This window comes from Sulfitobacter indolifex (assembly GCF_022788655.1).
In the GTDB taxonomy this organism is placed as follows: domain Bacteria; phylum Pseudomonadota; class Alphaproteobacteria; order Rhodobacterales; family Rhodobacteraceae; genus Sulfitobacter; species Sulfitobacter indolifex.
Window position 1 is genome coordinate 2,260,917 of the sequence record NZ_CP084951.1, and the last position, 16,885, is coordinate 2,277,801.

At 61.2% G+C, this 16,885-nt stretch carries 14 protein-coding genes; 6 read left to right on the forward strand and 8 right to left on the reverse strand.

Annotated features, from left to right (window positions below):
* Positions 1–165 precede the first annotated feature (165 nt).
* Positions 166–957, reverse strand: a complete 792-nt coding sequence (locus DSM14862_RS11010) for a crotonase/enoyl-CoA hydratase family protein (RefSeq protein WP_007120487.1) — start codon at positions 955–957, stop codon at positions 166–168.
* A gap of 118 nt (positions 958–1,075) precedes the next feature.
* On the opposite strand from DSM14862_RS11010, the gene DSM14862_RS11015 reads away from it, so the two are divergent.
* Positions 1,076–2,179 carry a pyridoxal phosphate-dependent aminotransferase gene (locus tag DSM14862_RS11015; RefSeq protein WP_007120488.1) on the forward strand — a complete coding sequence of 368 codons (1,104 nt, stop codon included), beginning with the start codon at positions 1,076–1,078 and terminating at the stop codon, positions 2,177–2,179.
* Here DSM14862_RS11015 and DSM14862_RS11020 read toward each other — a convergent pair.
* Positions 2,176–3,384 (reverse strand): pyridoxal-phosphate-dependent aminotransferase family protein, encoded by a 1,209-nt coding sequence (locus tag DSM14862_RS11020; RefSeq protein WP_040701567.1) that lies wholly within the window; start codon positions 3,382–3,384, stop codon positions 2,176–2,178. The two genes, DSM14862_RS11015 and DSM14862_RS11020, sit on opposite strands and share 4 nt — an antisense overlap.
* A gap of 233 nt (positions 3,385–3,617) precedes the next feature.
* Here DSM14862_RS11020 and DSM14862_RS11025 point away from each other — a divergent pair, with 233 nt between their 5' ends.
* Positions 3,618–5,474 carry an ABC transporter ATP-binding protein gene (locus DSM14862_RS11025; RefSeq protein WP_007120490.1) on the forward strand — a complete coding sequence of 619 codons (1,857 nt, stop codon included), beginning with the start codon at positions 3,618–3,620 and terminating at the stop codon, positions 5,472–5,474.
* 38 nt (positions 5,475–5,512) lie between these two features.
* Here DSM14862_RS11025 and DSM14862_RS11030 read toward each other — a convergent pair whose 3' ends face one another.
* The gene (locus DSM14862_RS11030) at positions 5,513–6,196 is read right to left on the reverse strand and encodes a TIGR04283 family arsenosugar biosynthesis glycosyltransferase (protein ID WP_007120491.1); all 684 of its coding nucleotides are present in this window, start codon (positions 6,194–6,196) and stop codon (positions 5,513–5,515) included.
* Positions 6,197–6,260: 64 nt separating this feature from the next.
* Between DSM14862_RS11030 and ygfZ the strand changes: the two genes are divergently transcribed.
* Positions 6,261–7,007 (forward strand): CAF17-like 4Fe-4S cluster assembly/insertion protein YgfZ, encoded by a 747-nt coding sequence (ygfZ, locus tag DSM14862_RS11035; RefSeq protein WP_007120492.1) that lies wholly within the window; start codon positions 6,261–6,263, stop codon positions 7,005–7,007.
* A 67-nt stretch (positions 7,008–7,074) separates the two neighbouring features.
* Here ygfZ and efp read toward each other — a convergent pair whose 3' ends face one another.
* Positions 7,075–7,638: an elongation factor P gene (gene efp, locus DSM14862_RS11040; RefSeq protein ID WP_007120493.1), complete on the reverse strand. Its 564-nt coding sequence runs from the start codon at positions 7,636–7,638 to the stop codon at positions 7,075–7,077.
* A gap of 222 nt (positions 7,639–7,860) precedes the next feature.
* Between efp and DSM14862_RS11045 the strand changes: the two genes are divergently transcribed.
* Entirely contained in the window at positions 7,861–8,181 is a 321-nt protein-coding gene (locus tag DSM14862_RS11045) for a DUF6280 family protein (RefSeq protein WP_007120494.1), read from the forward strand.
* Positions 8,182–8,253: 72 nt separating this feature from the next.
* Here the strand turns inward: DSM14862_RS11045 and DSM14862_RS11050 are convergent, their stop codons facing one another.
* A complete protein-coding gene (locus tag DSM14862_RS11050) occupies positions 8,254–8,832 on the reverse strand; it encodes a hypothetical protein (protein WP_007120495.1) in 579 nt (192 codons plus the stop codon).
* Between the two features lie 60 nt (positions 8,833–8,892).
* On the opposite strand from DSM14862_RS11050, the gene DSM14862_RS11055 reads away from it, so the two are divergent.
* Positions 8,893–10,350: a cobyric acid synthase gene (locus DSM14862_RS11055; RefSeq protein WP_007120496.1), complete on the forward strand. Its 1,458-nt coding sequence runs from the start codon at positions 8,893–8,895 to the stop codon at positions 10,348–10,350.
* Between the two features lie 32 nt (positions 10,351–10,382).
* Here DSM14862_RS11055 and DSM14862_RS11060 read toward each other — a convergent pair whose 3' ends face one another.
* Positions 10,383–11,495 carry an S-(hydroxymethyl)glutathione dehydrogenase/class III alcohol dehydrogenase gene (locus DSM14862_RS11060; RefSeq protein ID WP_007120497.1) on the reverse strand — a complete coding sequence of 371 codons (1,113 nt, stop codon included), beginning with the start codon at positions 11,493–11,495 and terminating at the stop codon, positions 10,383–10,385.
* Between the two features lie 139 nt (positions 11,496–11,634).
* A complete protein-coding gene (locus tag DSM14862_RS11065; RefSeq protein ID WP_007120498.1) occupies positions 11,635–12,096 on the reverse strand; it encodes an Lrp/AsnC family transcriptional regulator in 462 nt (153 codons plus the stop codon).
* A 125-nt stretch (positions 12,097–12,221) separates the two neighbouring features.
* Between DSM14862_RS11065 and DSM14862_RS11070 the strand changes: the two genes are divergently transcribed.
* On the forward strand, positions 12,222–15,623 hold the full coding sequence (locus tag DSM14862_RS11070; RefSeq protein ID WP_007120499.1) for an indolepyruvate ferredoxin oxidoreductase family protein: 3,402 nt from the start codon (positions 12,222–12,224) through the stop codon (positions 15,621–15,623).
* Here DSM14862_RS11070 and DSM14862_RS11075 read toward each other — a convergent pair.
* Entirely contained in the window at positions 15,615–16,706 is a 1,092-nt protein-coding gene (locus DSM14862_RS11075) for a cupin domain-containing protein (RefSeq protein ID WP_040701569.1), read from the reverse strand. The genes DSM14862_RS11070 and DSM14862_RS11075 overlap by 9 nt on opposite strands.
* Positions 16,707–16,885 lie beyond the last annotated feature (179 nt).

Consider the following 16,885-nt stretch of genomic DNA (forward strand, 5'->3'; position numbering starts at 1 on the left):
CCGATCTCAGTTAGGCAGTTTATCTTTGCTGCTCATATGAACGGTTCGCAGGACAGCGCTCCGATAGCAAAAGCGCCAGCCCGTCCGGGCGGGCTGGCGCTGCCCGGCGGCCTTACGGCCTTATTCCGGGCAGTTGCGGGGCAGTCAATCGGCGCGAAAGCCGCTTTACTTAAACACCGCAGGCCGCTTGCCAAACTCCGCCGCGATCACCTCCATCTGTTCTGGCTTGCCCAACAGCGCCGCCTGCTCGCGCGACTCCGCCTCCAGCACCTCCGCCTCAGACGCGCCCGTCTCCGCATAGCCAATCAACCGCTTCGCCGCGCGCACAGCGTTTGGCCCCTTGCCTGCAATCACCCGCGCCAGTTCCATCGCCGTCGCCTGCGGATCATCAGCGACCTCGGTCACCAACCCCCAGCGTTCCGCCTGTGCCGCTTCAATTGGAGCCGCTGTATAAGTCAGCCGCCGCAGCACGTCCGAGCGCACCAAACGCGGCAGCAACACCATGCCGCCCATATCCGGCACAATGCCCCATTTCATCTCCATCACCGCCAGCTTGGTATCCGGCGCGGCAATGCGAATATCCGCGCCCAGCGCCAATTGCATCCCGGCCCCATAGACCACCCCATGCAGCGCCGCGATCACCGGGATCTCCAGCCGGTGCCACACCATCGAGACTTCCTGCCACTTGTTCGTCGTCCCCTCCCCATGGGTGCGCGGCATGATCAACGCCTCGACGTCCTGCCCCAGCATCCCCGAGAGCCCGCCAATATCAATGCCCGCACAAAACCCTTTGCCCTCGCCCGACAGCACCACCACGCGGGCCTCCGAGGCCGCAACCTCCTGCCCAGCCGCGATGATCGCCTCAATCATCTCATCATCTACCGCGTTCATCTTGTCGGCGCGGGTGAGGGTCACATGGGCGATATGGTCTTCGATCCGAAGGGTGACGCGGGGCATGGCAATTCTCCTAAATGTTTGGCGCAGTTCACCGCAGATTGCCGCGCCGCGCCAGCAAAACGTCACGGCAGGTGCCGCGGCACTTGCCTCGCCAATTGGCCAACCTTACACCTAGCGTATGACACATGTACGCCTTACCCCGCTCGCCCAAAGCCTGCCTGCCAATGTCCCTTTCGTAGGCCCCGAGGCGCAGGAGCGCAGCCTTGGCCGCCTCTTCAAAGCGCGCCTTGGTGCCAATGAAAACGTCTTTGGCCCCTCGCCCCGCGCCATCGCGGCCATGGCCGAGACTGAGATGTGGAAATACGGCGATTCCGAAAGTGTTGAGCTGCGTGCAGCACTGGCTGAGTTGCATGGCGTGGCGCCCGAAAACATCATCGTCGGCGAAGGCATCGACGGCCTCTTAGGCTATCTCGTGCGCCTATTGGTGGGCGAAGGCGATGCAGTGGTGACCTCTGAAGGGGCGTACCCGACCTTCAACTACCATGTCGCGGGCTTTGGCGGCGTGCTGCACAAAGTGCCCTACCGCGACGACCACGAAGATCCGGCGGCGCTCTTTGCCAAGGCGGCGGAGGTTGATGCCAAGCTGGTCTATCTCGCCAATCCCGACAACCCGATGGGCACATGGCACGAAGGGGCGACACTGAAACGCGCGCTGGACGATCTGCCCCAAGGCAGCCTGCTATTATTGGACGAAGCCTATATCGAATGCGCGCCCGAAGGCACAGCGCCCGAACTTTCCGCCGATGACCCACGGGTGATCCGCATGCGCACCTTCTCCAAAGCCTATGGCCTCGCCGGGGCGCGGATTGGCTATGCGATTGCAGCGCCCGAGTTGATCACGGCCTTTCACAAGGTGCGCAACCACTTTGGCCTCAACCGCGCGGCGCAAGCAGGAGCCTTGGCGGCGGTGCAGGATCAGAGCTATCTTCACGAGGTTCAAACCAAGATCGCCGAGGCCCGCGACCGCATTACGCAGATTGCCGAAAAGAACGGTCTAAGCACCCTGCCCTCTGCCGCCAATTTCGTCGCCATCGATTGCGGCAGCGATGGCACCTTCGCCAAAGCAGTCCTCGACGCGCTGGTGGCGCGGGGCATTTTCGTGCGCATGCCCTTCGCCGCGCCGCAGAACCGCTGCATCCGCGTCAGTTGCAGCACGCCGGAGGAGTTGGACATCTTCGCCGCCGCCCTGCCCGAGGCTCTGACAGACGCGCGCGGGGCCTAAGCCCCGCCGATCACCTCTGCCGCCGCCTGCAGCGCGCCCGGCCCGTGGTCGATCTTCAGCGCCGAAAGCCCGGCCTCGATCCCGCCGAGCAGCCCCATGATCATATGGCCGTTCACATGCCCCATATGGCCAAGGCGGAAGAACCCATGCCACGCAGGCTCCCCCGGCAGGGCCATGCCAAGCCCGACACCCAGTGTCAGGCCCAGATTGCTTTGCACCCAATCGCGCAGTTCAGTCGCATGGGGCGCTTGCAGCCGCAGCGCTGTGACCGCATGGCTGCGCAGGGCGCGGTCTTCGATGTTGAACCGCAGGCTGCCTTCGGCCGACCATGCCTCACCAGCCGCCCAAACCGCGCGGGCCAAGGTCGCGTGGCGCTGCCAGACCTGCTCGATCCCCTCTTCGTGGATCATATCGAGGGCGGTGCGCAGACCATAAAGGTGATGCGTCGGGGCGGTGCCGCCGTGGTATTGATAGAACTCCTCGGCATGGGCGCGCGGCGACCAATCCCAATAGCGGCTCACCCGCGGCAGCCGTGCGCGGGCTTCCTCGGCCCGATCGTTGAAGAAAACAAACGCCATGCCCGGCGGCACCATCAGCCCCTTTTGCGAGGCGGTGACCATGACGTCGACGCCCCAAGCGTCCATCTCAAAGGTCTCACACCCCAGCGAGGCAATACAATCCGCCATTAAGAGCGCCGGGTGGTCTTCTTCATCCAACAGACGCCGCAGGCCGGGGACATCGTTGCGCACCGAGCTTGAGGTATCCACATGCACGGCCATCACTGCCTTGATCTGATGACCCCTGTCGGCCTTCAGACGCTCGGCCACCCGCGCCAGATCAATCGGCGCGTTGCGGCCAAAATCGATGATCTCAACCTCTGCCCCCAGCCCCGTCGCCATCTCGGCCCAGCCATGGCCGAAACGCCCCGTGGCCAAAACCAGCACACGGTCGCCGGGCGCGATGACATTGCTGAGCGCGGCTTCCCAAGCGCCGTGGCCGTTGCTGATATACATCGCCACGTGATGTTCTGTGCGCGCCACGAGCTTTAGGTCAGCAGCCAGCGCGGGCATCATCTCGACCAACTCGCCCTCATAGATATTGGGGGCCGCGCGGTGCATCGCGCTCAGCACCGCTTCGGGCATAACCGAGGGGCCGGGAATGGCGAGATACGAGCGACCTTGGGCGAGTTTATTATGCGTTGTCATGATATTAGCTGCCGTCTTAAAAATGCGTGACCAGGCTGCGGTCGGGCGCAGCTTACTGCCCGCGGGGCCGGGGTCAACACGCGATCGGACGCAAGGTAAGCCGCGCCGCAAATAGCCCCCAACCTCGCGCAAACCGCAGCAAGCGGGCCATAGCATTGGCCCTGCGACTGCTTGCCCTGCCTGCGCGGCTTTCGTACACCGGAGGTGACCGCCCCAAAGGACCAGGCACCGGAATGAATGATGAAAGCTACACCTCCGCGCAATTGATGCGTTGGCTCTGGCGAGACTATCTAAAGAAACACACCGGGCTGATGTTTATCGCGGTGATCTTCATGATCATCGAAGGCTCGACCTTGGGCGTGTTGGCCAAGCTGATGGAGCCGATGTTTGACCGCGTCTTCGTTGGCGGCGATCAAGGTGCGCTGATCTGGGTCGGGCTGGTGCTGGTTGCCATCTTTGCGTTGAGAGCCTTGGCGACAGTGGTGCAAAAGGTGCTGCTGACCCGTGTGGCACAGCGTACGGCGGCGGATTTGCGCATTGATCTGCTGGATCGAATGATGCAGCAGGACGGGGCATTTCACCAAAACCATCCGCCCGGATTTCTTGTGCAGCGCGTCCAATCTGACGTGAATGCCGTGAGCGATGTCTGGCGCGCAGTTATCACCGGCGCAGGGCGCGATCTGGTGGGGCTGGTCATCCTGATGGGTGTCGCCATTGCAATTGATCCAATTTGGGCGCTGTTGGCGATGATCGGCGTGCCGCTGATGGTGCTGCCTGCAGCACTTGCTCAGCGTTTCGTCCGCGCCCGCTCACGCGAGGCACGCGATTTAGGCGCGAGCCTTTCCACCCGTCTCGACGAAGTATTTCACGGCATCGTGCAGATCAAACTGAACGCGCTAGAGGCGTATCAGGCCCGCCAGTACCGCGAGTTGACGCGGGTTTTCATCCGCACCGAAGTTCGTGCCGCTTTCGGCAACTCCGCGATCCCTGCGATGATCGACATCATGTCAGGTATCGGCTTCATGGCCGTGATCGTCTACGGCGGTTCTGAAATCATCGCGGGCAACAAGACCATCGGTGAATTCATGACCTTTTTCACCGCGCTAGGCTTTATGTTCTCTCCCCTGCGCCGTTTGGGCTCGATCAGCGGCTTGTGGCAGATGGCAGCTGCCGCGTTGGAGCGGATCAAGGAACTGCTCGATGCGCCCTTGCACCTGCGCAGCCCGGCCAAGCCAGTGGCCGCGCCTGATGGCCCGCCCGACATCGCACTGCGTGATGTGTCGCTTTCGTATGGCGAATCTAAGGTGTTGAACGAGCTGAGCCTCACGGCCAAAGCGGGTGAGACGACCGCGCTTGTCGGTGCGTCGGGCGCGGGGAAATCGACGATCTTTAACCTGTTGACCCGGCTGGTCGATCCGCAAAACGGCACCGTGCAAATCGGCGGGGTGGACACCACTGCCATGGCGATCCCTGACCTGCGCGGCATGTTCTCTGTCGTGACCCAAGAGGCGCTTCTGTTCGACGAAACCCTGCGTGAGAATATTGTGCTGGGCCGCGATGACGTGACCGATGAGGCGCTCGACCGGGTGCTGAAAGCCGCCCATGTGGCCGACTTCCTGCCGCAGCTTGAGCTGGGGCTTGAGACCCGTGTCGGCCCGCGTGGCTCTGCCCTGTCGGGTGGGCAGCGTCAGCGGGTGGTGATCGCCCGCGCCCTGCTGCGTGACACGCCCATCCTGCTGCTGGATGAGGCCACCAGCGCGCTGGATGCGCAATCAGAGCAGGTAGTACAAGATGCGCTTGACCTGCTGGCCAAGGGGCGCACCACGATCGTTATCGCGCATAGGCTATCGACCATCCGCAGCGCCGATAAGATTGTGGTGATGGACCGGGGCCGCGCGACAGATGAGGGCACCCATGACGAATTGATGGAGCGCGGCGGCATCTATGCCGACCTCTACCGTCTGCAATTCCGCGACGGGAAGACGGTTTCTGATGCCCGTGGGTTGGGCGCTTTGACCGCAAAGCAACGCCGCGAGAGGCTGCGCCAGCCCAATCTGATACAGCGCATCGGGGCTATGTTTTTCAATTAAAATGAGGGCGTGGGAGAAATCCCGCGCCCCATTTGCGATCAAGGGCGCCGATAGCTCTGCGCGAGGTCTTCGGGGCTTGCCCCCATCGCGTAACGTCCAAGCGTCCAAAGGTTACGCCCACCCCGGCGCAGCCACCCTTGGCGGCGGTATTTCTCGGCGCTGGTGATGGCGAGCCCCTCCAGCCGCTGCAACCGACCCCGCAACGCGCGGGCCAATGCGACATCTTCCATCAGCGGCTGATCTGGATAGCCGCCAACCTGATCATAAAGCGCACGCGGCAGTAGCAACCCCTGATCGCCATAGGGCAAGCCAAGCCCACTGCGCAGGTTCGCCCAGCCCGCCACCAAGCGCGGCGCCAGCCCCTGCTGATCAAACCGCAGGCGGAACCACCCCGCAGCCCCGCCCCCACGCGCCATGTGATCTTGCACCGCATCGGTCCAACCCGGCGCCAGCACCGTGTCGGCATGCAGCACCAAAAGCCAATCACCCCGTGCAACTTCACACCCGCGCCGCAGTTGCCCGCCCCGCGAAGGCGCGCCAGAGAGCACCTCAGCCCCCCAACCTTCAGCCAATGCCCGCGTCCCGTCCTCTGACCCGCCATCGCTGACGATCACCTCGCGGATCAACCCGGCCTGCAGCCCTTCGACAAGGGCGGCAAGGCAGGCGGGCAGCGCGGCGGCTGCATTCAGGCTGGGAATGACGATAGAGATCGGCGCGCGCATGGTTGCCCCTTTTGGATGGGTTTGTCAGGTTATATGTCATGGCCAGCAATCAAAGGACAACCGCATGACCACGCGCCGCATTCTGCGCCTCACCGGCCCCGACACCCGCGATTTCCTGCAAGGCATCGTGACCAATGACATCGCCAAACTGGACCAAGGCCCGGTCTATGCCGCCCTGTTGACGCCGCAGGGCAAATATATGGCCGATTTCTTCCTGATCGCTGCGGGAGATGGGGTTCTGCTCGATGTCGATGAAAGCCTTGGCGATATGCTCACGCAACGGCTGTCGATGTACAAGCTGCGGGCTAAGGTGACGATTGAACCGACGGAGTTACACTTGCACCGCGGCACCGGCCCTGCGCCCGAAGATGCAGTTGCCGACCCGCGCCATCCGGAAATGGGCTGGCGGGCGTATCGCGATACGCCGCAGACCGATGACACAACCGATTGGAACGCCCTGCGCGTGGCGCATCTGATCCCTGAGACGGGCGTGGAACTGACCCCGGATACGTTTATCCTCGAAGCCGGGTTGGACCGGATCAACGGGCTGGACTTCCGCAAGGGCTGTTATGTCGGCCAAGAGGTCACGGCGCGGATGAAACACAAGACCGAGTTGCGCAAAGGGCTCACGCGCGTTGATGTCAAAGGTAGCGCTGCCCCCGGCACGGCGATCACGGCAGAGGGCAAGCCAGCAGGCACGCTTTACACCCAAGCAGACGGTCAAGCGCTGGCGCATCTGCGTTTCGACCGCGCAAAAGGCCCGATGCAGGCCGATGAGGCGCAGGTCACATGGCCCGGCCCGGCTGTTTGAGGCGTTAAACAAAGAAAAAGCCCCGGCAAAACCGGGGCTGATCTGTGTTCAGTCAAGTGACGTCGCGTCAGGCGCGTTCGACATATTCCATGGTTTCGGTGTTCACAACGATGTCTTCGTCTTGGTCAACGAAGGGGGGCACGGTGATTTTCACGCCGTTGTCCAGGACCGCCGGCTTGAATGATTTCGCCGCCGTCTGGCCCTTCACGACCGGTTCAGTCTCGGCAACCTTACACACCACTTTCTGCGGCAGACGGGCGTTCAGCGCTTCTGCATCGTGGTATTCGACCACGATCATCATACCGTCTTGCAAGAAGGGACGCGTGTCACCCAAAAGCTCGGCGTCAAGCTGGACCTGCTCATAGGTCTCGGTGTCCATGACAACCAGCATGCCACTGTCTTCAAACAGGAATTGCTGATCTTTCTGCTCCAGACGCACGCGCTCAACCTTGTCGGCAGAACGGAAGCGTTCGTTCAATTTGGAGCCGTTGCGCAGGTTGCGCATCTCGACTTGGGCAAAGGCGCCGCCCTTGCCGGGCTTCACGTGATCGACCTTCACAGCCGCCCAGAGGCCACCGTTATGTTCAAGGACGTTTCCGGGGCGGATCTCGTTTCCGTTAATCTTGGGCATGTGACAAAACCACGACATAAGGTTGATGATAAGATGTCCGGCTCTATATCGGGAGGGATGGTCCCCTGCAAGCAGGCGATATCCGGGCGTCGCTGCGACAACTAGATATGCGCATGCTGCATGGGAGGTATGCTAAATAGAGGTATCCGAATCAAAGGATATCCGTCATAAGGACCTCCACGCCCGAATGACAAGAGCAAGAATAATCGAAAGGACGACGAGATGAAAGATTTCGTTGATGGCACCGCTTTCAACAACGAGCAAGGCAACCGCGCACGCAAGCTCTTTGCTGCTGTGGTGCTTGCTGCTTTGGATGACGCAATTGCCGACGACAAGAAATATGGCAACGGCCCAGAACAGATCGCCCGCTGGGCCCGTTCGCGCGATGGCCGCGAAGTGCTGAGCTGCGCCGGGATCGACCCCAATGAGCGGGTTGTCGAAGGCCTGATGGAATTCGTTGGCAAAGGTGTGCGGACATCCGTCGCTCTGTCGCGCGAAGAATCTGAGCGCCGCAATGCCGCGCTTCAGGCCGAAGCCGCCTAAGAATATCCGCCAAGCGGAGCAATTGACGCAGCCTTCGGGCTGCGTTTTTTTGTGTCTGCTGTTTGGGGGCTGCTAGCCCGCGCCGAAAAAGAAGATCCAATTGCGCCGGGCCAGCCCTTCGGCCAGCAACAGCGCCAGTGTCACGCCTGACAGGATCCACCCCGGTCTGCGCCACCACAGCGTGATTGCAGCGAATGTGCTAACCAGCGCCTCGATCGGGGCGACCCAGCCCGCGCCGTGGCGCACATCCCAATAGCTGACGGGGCTTTCAAATATCCAACCCGTGAGCGGCCAAAAATGCGCCCGCCCGTCATCGTGATGCAGCGGCAGGTCGAACAGAAGGTGCAGCAACGCCGCCCCGGTCAGCGCCACGGCCCAGCCCGCTTGCCGCCACGCCGCCAGCGCCAAAAGCGCGCCCCAGACGAGAAAGGAGTTATCGACCCAAAAGACCGTCTGCCACAGGTCGGAATAGTAAAGCACCCCAAAGACCACGCTCCCCGGCAGACCTTGGACATAGAGCGCAAAGCCCGCCAAAAGATAGAGCGACAGATCGGGCAGCAACGCCCCGGCAAGTGCCGCCCAGATTAACGGCTTGGCCCCTTCCCGCCCCATCACGGCAGCGCCCAAAAGCAAATGTGCAGGCGTGTTCATCGCGGCTCTTTCCCCTTCGCTCGTTTTGCGCCAGTTTGCGCGAAATAGGGGCAGAATGACATGACCAAAGCCATCATGATTCAGGGCACCGGCAGCAATGTCGGCAAGTCGATGATCGTTGCCGGATTGATCCGTGCCTGCGCCCGTCGCGGGCTGCGCGTGCGCCCGTTCAAGCCGCAGAACATGTCTAACAATGCCGCCGTCACCGAAGACGGGGGCGAGATTGGCCGCGCGCAGGCGTTGCAGGCGCGTGCCGCTGGCGTGGCACCGCATACGGATATGAATCCGGTGCTGTTGAAGCCCCAAAGCGCCACCGGTGCGCAGGTCGTGGTGCAAGGCCAGATCGCGGGCCAACAAGAGGCGCGTGAGTTTGGCCGTAACAAAGCCAGCCTGATGCCCGCCGTGCTGCAATCCTTTCACCGTTTGGCCGAAAATTGCGATTTGATCGTTATTGAAGGCGCAGGCTCTCCGGCAGAGACCAACCTGCGCGCAGGCGATATTGCCAACATGGGCTTTGCCCGCGCCGCTGGTGTGTCGGTGGTGCTGATGGGCGACATCGACCGCGGCGGTGTCATCGCGCAGATCGTCGGGACACAAGCGGTGCTTGATCAGGAAGACAACGCGCTGATCCGTGGCTTTGCCGTTAACAAGTTCCGGGGTGACCGCAGCCTTTTCGACGCAGGCCGCGATGACATCGCCGCGCGCACAGGCTGGCCGAGCCTTGGGGTGATCCCATGGTTCGACGCCGCCCACCGTCTGCCCGCCGAAGATGTGATGGACCTGCCCGCCCGCGCCCGTTCCGGTGGATCGGGCTGTGTCATCGCCGTGCCTCGCCCGCCGCGCATCGCCAACTTCGATGATCTTGACCCGCTGGCTGCCGAACCGGGCGTCGATCTGCGCATGATCATGCCCGGCACCCCCCTGCCCGCCGACGCCGACCTGGTACTGATGGTTGGGTCGAAATCCACGATCTCCGATCTCGAAGCCTTCCGCGCCGAAGGGTGGGACATCGACCTCGCCGCGCATATTCGCCGGGGCGGCCATGTGCTGGGGCTTTGTGGGGGATATCAAATGCTGGGCAAGACGATCACCGATCCGCACGGCATCGAAGGCCCGGCGGCGCAGGTCGTGGGGTTGGGGCATCTGGATGTCGAGACGACGATGGCACCGCTGAAACATTTGTCGGAAAAGTCCGGCCAGCACCCCGCCAGTGGCACCGATCTCACGGGCTATGAAATTCACATCGGAGAAACCACCGGCCCCGATTGTGCCCGCGCTTGGCTCACCTTCGACGGCACACTCGAAGGCGCGGCTTCACCCTCTGGCCGCGTGCAGGGCTGCTATATGCATGGAATTTTCAGCTCAGACGCCTTTCGCCGGGCCTATCTCGGCAATTTCGGCGTCACCTCATCGCTGGATTTTGAGAGCGGCGTAGATGATGCGCTCGACGCGCTGGCCGATCATGTCGAGGCCTATATGGATGTCGACCTGTTCCTCTCCCTTGCGGCAGAAGTTTAGGCTGGAGAGCGGATGGCCCTCCAGCCCATCGTTTAGAATTCGACAACAGCCCGGATCGATTCACCTTTGTGCATCAACTCAAAGCCTTCGTTGATCTGATCCAGCGTCAGCTTGTGGGTGATCATCGGGTCGATCTCGATCTTGCCGTTCATGTACCAATCAACGATCTTTGGCACGTCCGTCCGCCCCTTGGCCCCACCAAAGGCGGTCCCACGCCAAACGCGACCGGTCACCAGTTGGAAAGGCCGCGTCGAAATCTCGGCCCCCGCAGGTGCCACGCCGATGATGATGCTCTCACCCCAGCCCTTATGGGCACATTCCAGCGCGTCGCGCATGACCTTGGTGTTGCCGGTCGCGTCAAAGGAATAATCCGCGCCGCCTTTGGTCACTTCGACCAAATGCGCCACGAGATCGCCCTCAACGCTCTTGGGGTTCACAAAATCGGTCATCCCGAAATAGCGCCCGACCTCTTCCTTGTCGTCGTTCAGATCCACGCCCACGATCTGATCTGCACCCGCCATTCGCAGGCCTTGGATCACGTTCAACCCGATACCGCCCAGCCCGAAGACCACGCAGCGCGCGCCGATCTCGACTTTGGCAGTGTTGATAACCGCGCCGATGCCCGTGGTGACGCCACAACCGATGTAGCAAATTTTATCGAACGGCGCGTCTTTGCGCACTTTGGCCAGCGCGATCTCGGGCACCACGGTGTGATTGGCGAAGGTCGAGCAGCCCATATAGTGGTGGATCGGGGTGCCATCGAGCATCGAAAACCGCGTTGTGCCGTCGGGCAGCAGACCTTGGCCTTGGGTCACGCGGATTTTTTGGCACAGGTTGGTTTTGCCTGACAGGCAGTATTCGCATTCGCGGCACTCGGGTGTGTAAAGCGGGATCACATGGTCGCCCGGCTCCAGCGTGGTGACGCCCTCGCCGACTTCCAGCACAACGCCTGCGCCTTCATGGCCGAGGATCGCGGGGAAGATGCCTTCTGGATCGTCGCCAGAGCGGGTGAATTCATCGGTATGGCACAGGCCGGTCGCCTTGATCTCGACCAAGACCTCGCCGCGCTTCGGCCCTTCGAGGTTCACCTCCATGATTTCAAGCGGTTTGCCAGCTTCGACAGCGACGGCGGCACGGGTTCTCATCATGGGTCTCTCCTTCGAGGTTAAGCACTTGGTGCTATATGGAGCACGCCCGCATCAAATGTCCATTTCTGAAAGCGGTGCAGGTCACGATCCGCTGCGCGTCGACTGGCGATACGCGGCGGGCGGAACCAATGCCGCCTCACCCAGTAATCGGCGCATTGGCTTTGATCTGTCGCAGGATCACATTTGTCGTGGCAGAGTTCACCGCCGGGTGAAGGAACAGAAAGCTTTCGAGAAAAGCGTTATAAGCCTCGATATCCCGGCAAAGAACACGCAGATGATAGTCGGCCTGACCGGTGGTGGCGAAACATTCCGTCACTTCTTTGCGGGACTGGATCGCACTGATGAAACTGGCCAGCGCTGAGGCATCGTGCCGGGTCAGATGCACATGCACCATCGCCTCAAACCCCAGCCCCATCGCCTTTGGTTCGACGATGGCGGCATAACGCTTGATGACCCCCGTGTGCTCCAACGCCTTGACCCGCCGCCAGCAGGCAGAGGCAGAGATGTTCAGCTTTTCGGCCAGTTGCGCATTCGGCAGACGCGAATCCTGCTGGAGTAAGGTCACCAACTGGCGGTCTGTCGCATCCATCTCACTCATCGAGTAAATCTTTCGCTTTGGAAGATATTCGGGGTCAGTTTATCCACGATTCTGCCTGAAAGCTAGTAAATCTGGCACGAAAATCCATCAGAACCGCGCTATACTACCTCTTGAGGAGCACCCCAATGACTGAACAACCGCGCGAATTTACCACTTATAAACTCGACGACCGCTATGATCTGACCGAAGGCCGTGTCTTTCTGACCGGGACGCAGGCACTGGTGCGGATCATGCTTGATCAAGCCCGCCGCGACCGCGATGCAGGGCTCAAAACAGCGGGTTTCGTCTCGGGATATCGCGGTTCACCGCTGGGTGGGCTCGACCTTGAATATTGGCGCATCAAGTCCCGCGTGGCCGATGCAGGCGTTAAATTCTTGCCCGCCGTCAACGAAGATTTGGGCGCCACCGCCGTGCTCGGCGCGCAGCAGGCGCATCTTGACCCTCATGCGGAGGTCGAGGGCGTCTTTTCCATGTGGTACGGTAAAGGACCGGGGGTCGACCGCTCGGGCGACGCGCTGAAACATGGCAACGCCTATGGCTCGGCACCCAAGGGCGGCGTGCTGGTGGTGGCTGGCGATGACCACGGCTGTGTGTCGTCCTCGATGCCGCATCAGTCCGACGTGGCCTTTATGTCGTGGTTCATGCCAACGCTGAACCCGGCGTCGGTGGCCGAATATCAGGCCTTTGGTGAATACGGCATCGCGCTGTCGCGGTTTTCAGGCACATGGGTCGGGTTCAAGGCGATCTCGGAAACCGTTGAAAGCGGCGCGTCGGTCGATCTGACCCCAGACAGGGTGTTTAACCAGCCCGACTACACTGCCCCTGCGGGTGGATTACACGTGCGCTTGGGTGATCTCCCCTCTGCCGAGATTGAGACGCGCATCCATCACAAGCTGGAGGCTGTTCAAGCCTTCCTCCGCGCCAACCCGATTGACCGCCATATCTATGACACGCCGGATGCCAATTTTGGCATCGTCACCACCGGCAAAGGCCACCTTGACACGATGGAGGCGCTGCGGCTTTTGGGCTTGGATGAGGTCAAATGCCGTGCGCTTGGCATCGACATCTATAAGGTCGGCATGGTCTGGCCACTGGCGCTGGACGACGCGCTCGACTTTGTGAAGGGCAAGCGCGAAGTGCTTGTTATCGAAGAGAAACGCGGCATTATCGAAAGCCAGTTCAAAGAGGCGTTTTACGACTGGCCCGGCTCCAAACCTGCGCGGATGGTGGGCAAACATGACGAAAACCTCGAAGAGCTGGTGCCGTGGACGGGTGAGCTGTCGCCGCTGAAACTGGTGCCGATCATCGCGGCCCGGCTGCATGCCTTCTTCCCGGACGAGAACCTCGTTGAAAAGGCCCGCGCGCTGACCGATCAGCCGCCCGTTCTACTGAACGTGCCTGGTGCCAACCGCACCCCCTATTTCTGTTCAGGCTGCCCGCATAACTCCTCAACCAAGCTGCCCGAAGGGTCCAAAGCCAACTCCGGTATCGGCTGCCACGTCATGGCGTCATGGATGGACCGCGACACGGCGGGCTTCGCGCAGATGGGCGGCGAAGGCGTGCCGTGGATCGCGACCTCAATGTTCAACGGGGGCAAGCATGTTTTCCAGAACTTGGGCGAAGGCACGTGGTATCACTCCGGCTCTCTCGCGATCCGCCAAGCGGTCGCAGCCAAGACCAATATCACCTATAAAATCCTCTATAACGACGCCGTAGCGATGACCGGCGGGCAACCGGTTGATGGCCCGGTGTCGGTCGCAGCCATCGCACAGGCCTGCCGGGCCGAAGGCGTCGCGCGCATCGCACTCGTGTCAGACCGGCCCGAGTTGTTGCCCAAGTCCGATTTCCCTGCCGAGACCAGCTTTGACCACCGCCGCGATCTGGACCGCGTACAGCGCGAGTTGCGCGAAATTCCGGGCGTCACCGTGCTGATCTATGAGCAAACCTGCGCCACCGAAAAACGCCGCAAGCGTAAGCGCGGGCAGATGGAGGACCCCAAGAAATTCGTCATGATCAACGATCTGGTCTGCGAAGGGTGTGGTGATTGTTCGTTAGAATCCAACTGTTTGAGCGTTGAGCCCAAGAAGACCGAATTCGGCACGAAACGGCAAATCAACCAATCGACCTGCAACAAAGATTACTCTTGCCTGAACGGTTTCTGCCCGTCCTTCGTGACGGTTGAAGGTGGCAGCCGCCGCAAACGATCAGGCGCGGGGCTGGATGTGGCTGGGCTGGCCGCACAACTGCCGATGCCCGTGCTGCCGAAACTCGACCAGCCTTTCAATCTGCTGGTGACCGGCGTTGGCGGCACCGGCGTGGTGACCGTGGGCGCGCTTATCACCATGGCCGCCCACCTCGAAGGTTTGGGCTCCAGCGTGCTCGATTTCACCGGATTTGCGCAAAAGTTCGGCACGGTGCTGGGCTATGTCCGCATCGCCCAGCGGCCCGAAGAGGTGCATCAGGTGCGCATCGACCAAGCCGCCGCCGATGCGGTGATCGGCTGCGATATGGTCGTAAGTTCGGCCCCCAAAGCTTCGGCCCATTATCGCCGCGGCACGCGGATCGTGCTGAACCGTGCCGAAATGCCCACCGGAGATCTGGTGCTGAACCGCGATGCCGATCTGCGCATCGACGACCGTGAAGCGGTCATCGCGCAGGCGGTGGGCGTCGAAAACCTTAGCGCCTTTGACGCCAATCGGATGGCAGAAGTGTTGATGGGCGATGCGGTTTTTGCCAACGTGATGATGCTGGGGTTTGCGTGGCAAAAGGGGCTGGTTCCCGTCTCGCTTACGGCCCTTGAACAGGCGATTGAGTTGAACGGCGTCGTGCCTGACAAAAACCGCGCGGCCTTTGGTTTTGGCCGCGTCATGGCGGGCAACCCTGAGGCGATCGAGGCGCATTTTGCCCCCGCCCCCAAGCCCGATGAAACGGCAGAAGCGCTGATCGCACGTCGGATGGAATTCTTGACCGACTACCAGAACGCCGCCTATGCCCAGCGCTACAAATCGCACCTTGATGCGCTGGCGTCGAAACTGCCGGAAGGCTCAGACGAGCTGATGCGCGCAGCGGCGAAATCGCTGTTCAAACTTATGGCCTATAAGGATGAATACGAAGTCGCCCGCCTGCACCGTCAAAGCGGATTTGAAGAGCGGATCGCCGACAGCTTTGAAGGCGATTACAAGGTGCATTACCACCTCGCCCCGCCGGCATGGCCGACTGGAAAAGACGGTCGTGGCCGCCCCAATAAGCGCAAGTTCGGACCTTGGATGGGGCGTGCCTTTGACCTGCTGGCAGCGATGAAACCGTTGCGCGGCACATGGGCCGACCCCTTCGCCTATGGCGCCGACCGCAAGCTTGAAGTGGCGCTGATCGACTGGTTTGAGGGTGTCATGGCAAAGGCGCCCGCCCTGCCCCATGATGCGGCGCTTGAAGTGCTGAGCGCACCGATGGAGATCCGCGGCTACGGCCCGGTGAAAGAGGTCGCTGCCGAAAAGGTGCAGGCCGAAGTCGCGGCGCAACTAGCCTAAAAGCGTGGTCATAAAATCACCGCGCAGCCCGGCTTCGAGCAGTTCGAGGTCGGGCGAGCATTCCGAATACTGCGCCACGATGCCCGGCGGAATGACAAAAGCGTCACCTGCATGCAGCCTACGGCTCTCCTGCCCCTCAGCGCTCAGCAGCATGCTGCCTTCCATGACAAAGGTGAAATGGATGTCCGCGTCATGCTTGCTGGGGGGTGGTGTGCCCCCGTCAAACCGCGCCACCTGAATGCCCGCCACGCCTTTTGTCCCCTTGGTTATTCCCGTATCCCGCGCAGCAAATCCTGGAATGCGAAAAGGCTGCCAGGTGGCTTGATCCCTAATGTGATGCACAAAGGTCTGCCCGTCCCACTCGCGTGTCGGATTACCTTTGCCGTTCGGCAGGGTCATCTCATGGTCGATGGTCGTCACATGTTCGGCGGGAACTCCGATCTCGATCACCTCAATGGAAGGCGAGGCTTCGACCACCCGGTGCCGGATCCCGGGTGGTTGCGTCACGCAATCGCCCGCATGCAGCCGGATCACATCACCTTGATCCTCGTAAAGCACATCGACCCAGCCGCGATAACAAAAGATCAGCTGAAAACCGACCGTATGATAATGGACCATATCCGGCACCGGTCCGCCATCGGGGATGCGGATATGGCTGGCGATGATTGACCCGCCCAAGCGCGACGGAATCAAATCGCGGTAGTGCATGCCCGCGCGGCCGATCACCCAAGGCGCCTCATCCGCGAGCCGTCTGACGGCGAATTCATGCCGAGTTTCTGGCTGTTCCACCTGCGGAGAGCGCGGCAAAACTTCAACTGTTGTGCCATTGGGGGCAGTCAACCGGCGCTGACCTTGGGCAAAGCTGTCAGGATCGTCGGTTAAAATACGCAAATGCCCCGGTGCCACGGTGGCACCCCGCTCAATCCTCACCCGGACACCGTGGCCTGAGAAGCTGGCTACCGAAGGGTCATCCGCCGGAAAAATGCTTTCAAGCCGCATACCTAAGACTTTGGTAAAGAAGGGCAGATCGTCTCTAAGCTCCTGCGTGGGCAAGAGAAACTCGGCTAAAATATCGTCAGGCATCGGCATCAATCGGTCCATTCTGGCGTTTCTCATCTCAATTGAACGCACAGCGCCACGTCCGTCAACAGATCGTGGGCGGCCACTTTCGAAATGGGTTCGATTTCATATTGCCCATCCGCGCTTCGCCTCGCGTTCGTCTCAAAAGAGCATAAAAACTGCACTCTCTTGCCCATTTGTGA

Bases quoted from the DNA above. Each gene is read 5' to 3' on its own strand.
- DSM14862_RS11015 (WP_007120488.1), top strand. From the start codon at position 1,076: ATGACACATGTACGCCTTACCCCGCTCGCCCAAAGCCTGCCTGCCAAT.
- DSM14862_RS11030 (WP_007120491.1), bottom strand. From the start codon at position 6,196: ATGCGCGCGCCGATCTCTATCGTCATTCCCAGCCTGAATGCAGCCGCC.
- DSM14862_RS11010 (WP_007120487.1), bottom strand. From the start codon at position 957: ATGCCCCGCGTCACCCTTCGGATCGAAGACCATATCGCCCATGTGACC.
- DSM14862_RS11055 (WP_007120496.1), top strand. From the start codon at position 8,893: ATGACCAAAGCCATCATGATTCAGGGCACCGGCAGCAATGTCGGCAAG.
- DSM14862_RS11025 (WP_007120490.1), top strand. From the start codon at position 3,618: ATGAATGATGAAAGCTACACCTCCGCGCAATTGATGCGTTGGCTCTGG.
- DSM14862_RS11075 (WP_040701569.1), bottom strand. From the start codon at position 16,706: ATGCCTGACGATATTTTAGCCGAGTTTCTCTTGCCCACGCAGGAGCTT.
- DSM14862_RS11070 (WP_007120499.1), top strand. From the start codon at position 12,222: ATGACTGAACAACCGCGCGAATTTACCACTTATAAACTCGACGACCGC.
- DSM14862_RS11050 (WP_007120495.1), bottom strand. From the start codon at position 8,832: ATGAACACGCCTGCACATTTGCTTTTGGGCGCTGCCGTGATGGGGCGG.
- ygfZ (WP_007120492.1), top strand. From the start codon at position 6,261: ATGACCACGCGCCGCATTCTGCGCCTCACCGGCCCCGACACCCGCGAT.
- DSM14862_RS11065 (WP_007120498.1), bottom strand. From the start codon at position 12,096: ATGAGTGAGATGGATGCGACAGACCGCCAGTTGGTGACCTTACTCCAG.
- DSM14862_RS11060 (WP_007120497.1), bottom strand. From the start codon at position 11,495: ATGAGAACCCGTGCCGCCGTCGCTGTCGAAGCTGGCAAACCGCTTGAA.
- DSM14862_RS11020 (WP_040701567.1), bottom strand. From the start codon at position 3,384: ATGACAACGCATAATAAACTCGCCCAAGGTCGCTCGTATCTCGCCATT.
- DSM14862_RS11045 (WP_007120494.1), top strand. From the start codon at position 7,861: ATGAAAGATTTCGTTGATGGCACCGCTTTCAACAACGAGCAAGGCAAC.
- efp (WP_007120493.1), bottom strand. From the start codon at position 7,638: ATGCCCAAGATTAACGGAAACGAGATCCGCCCCGGAAACGTCCTTGAA.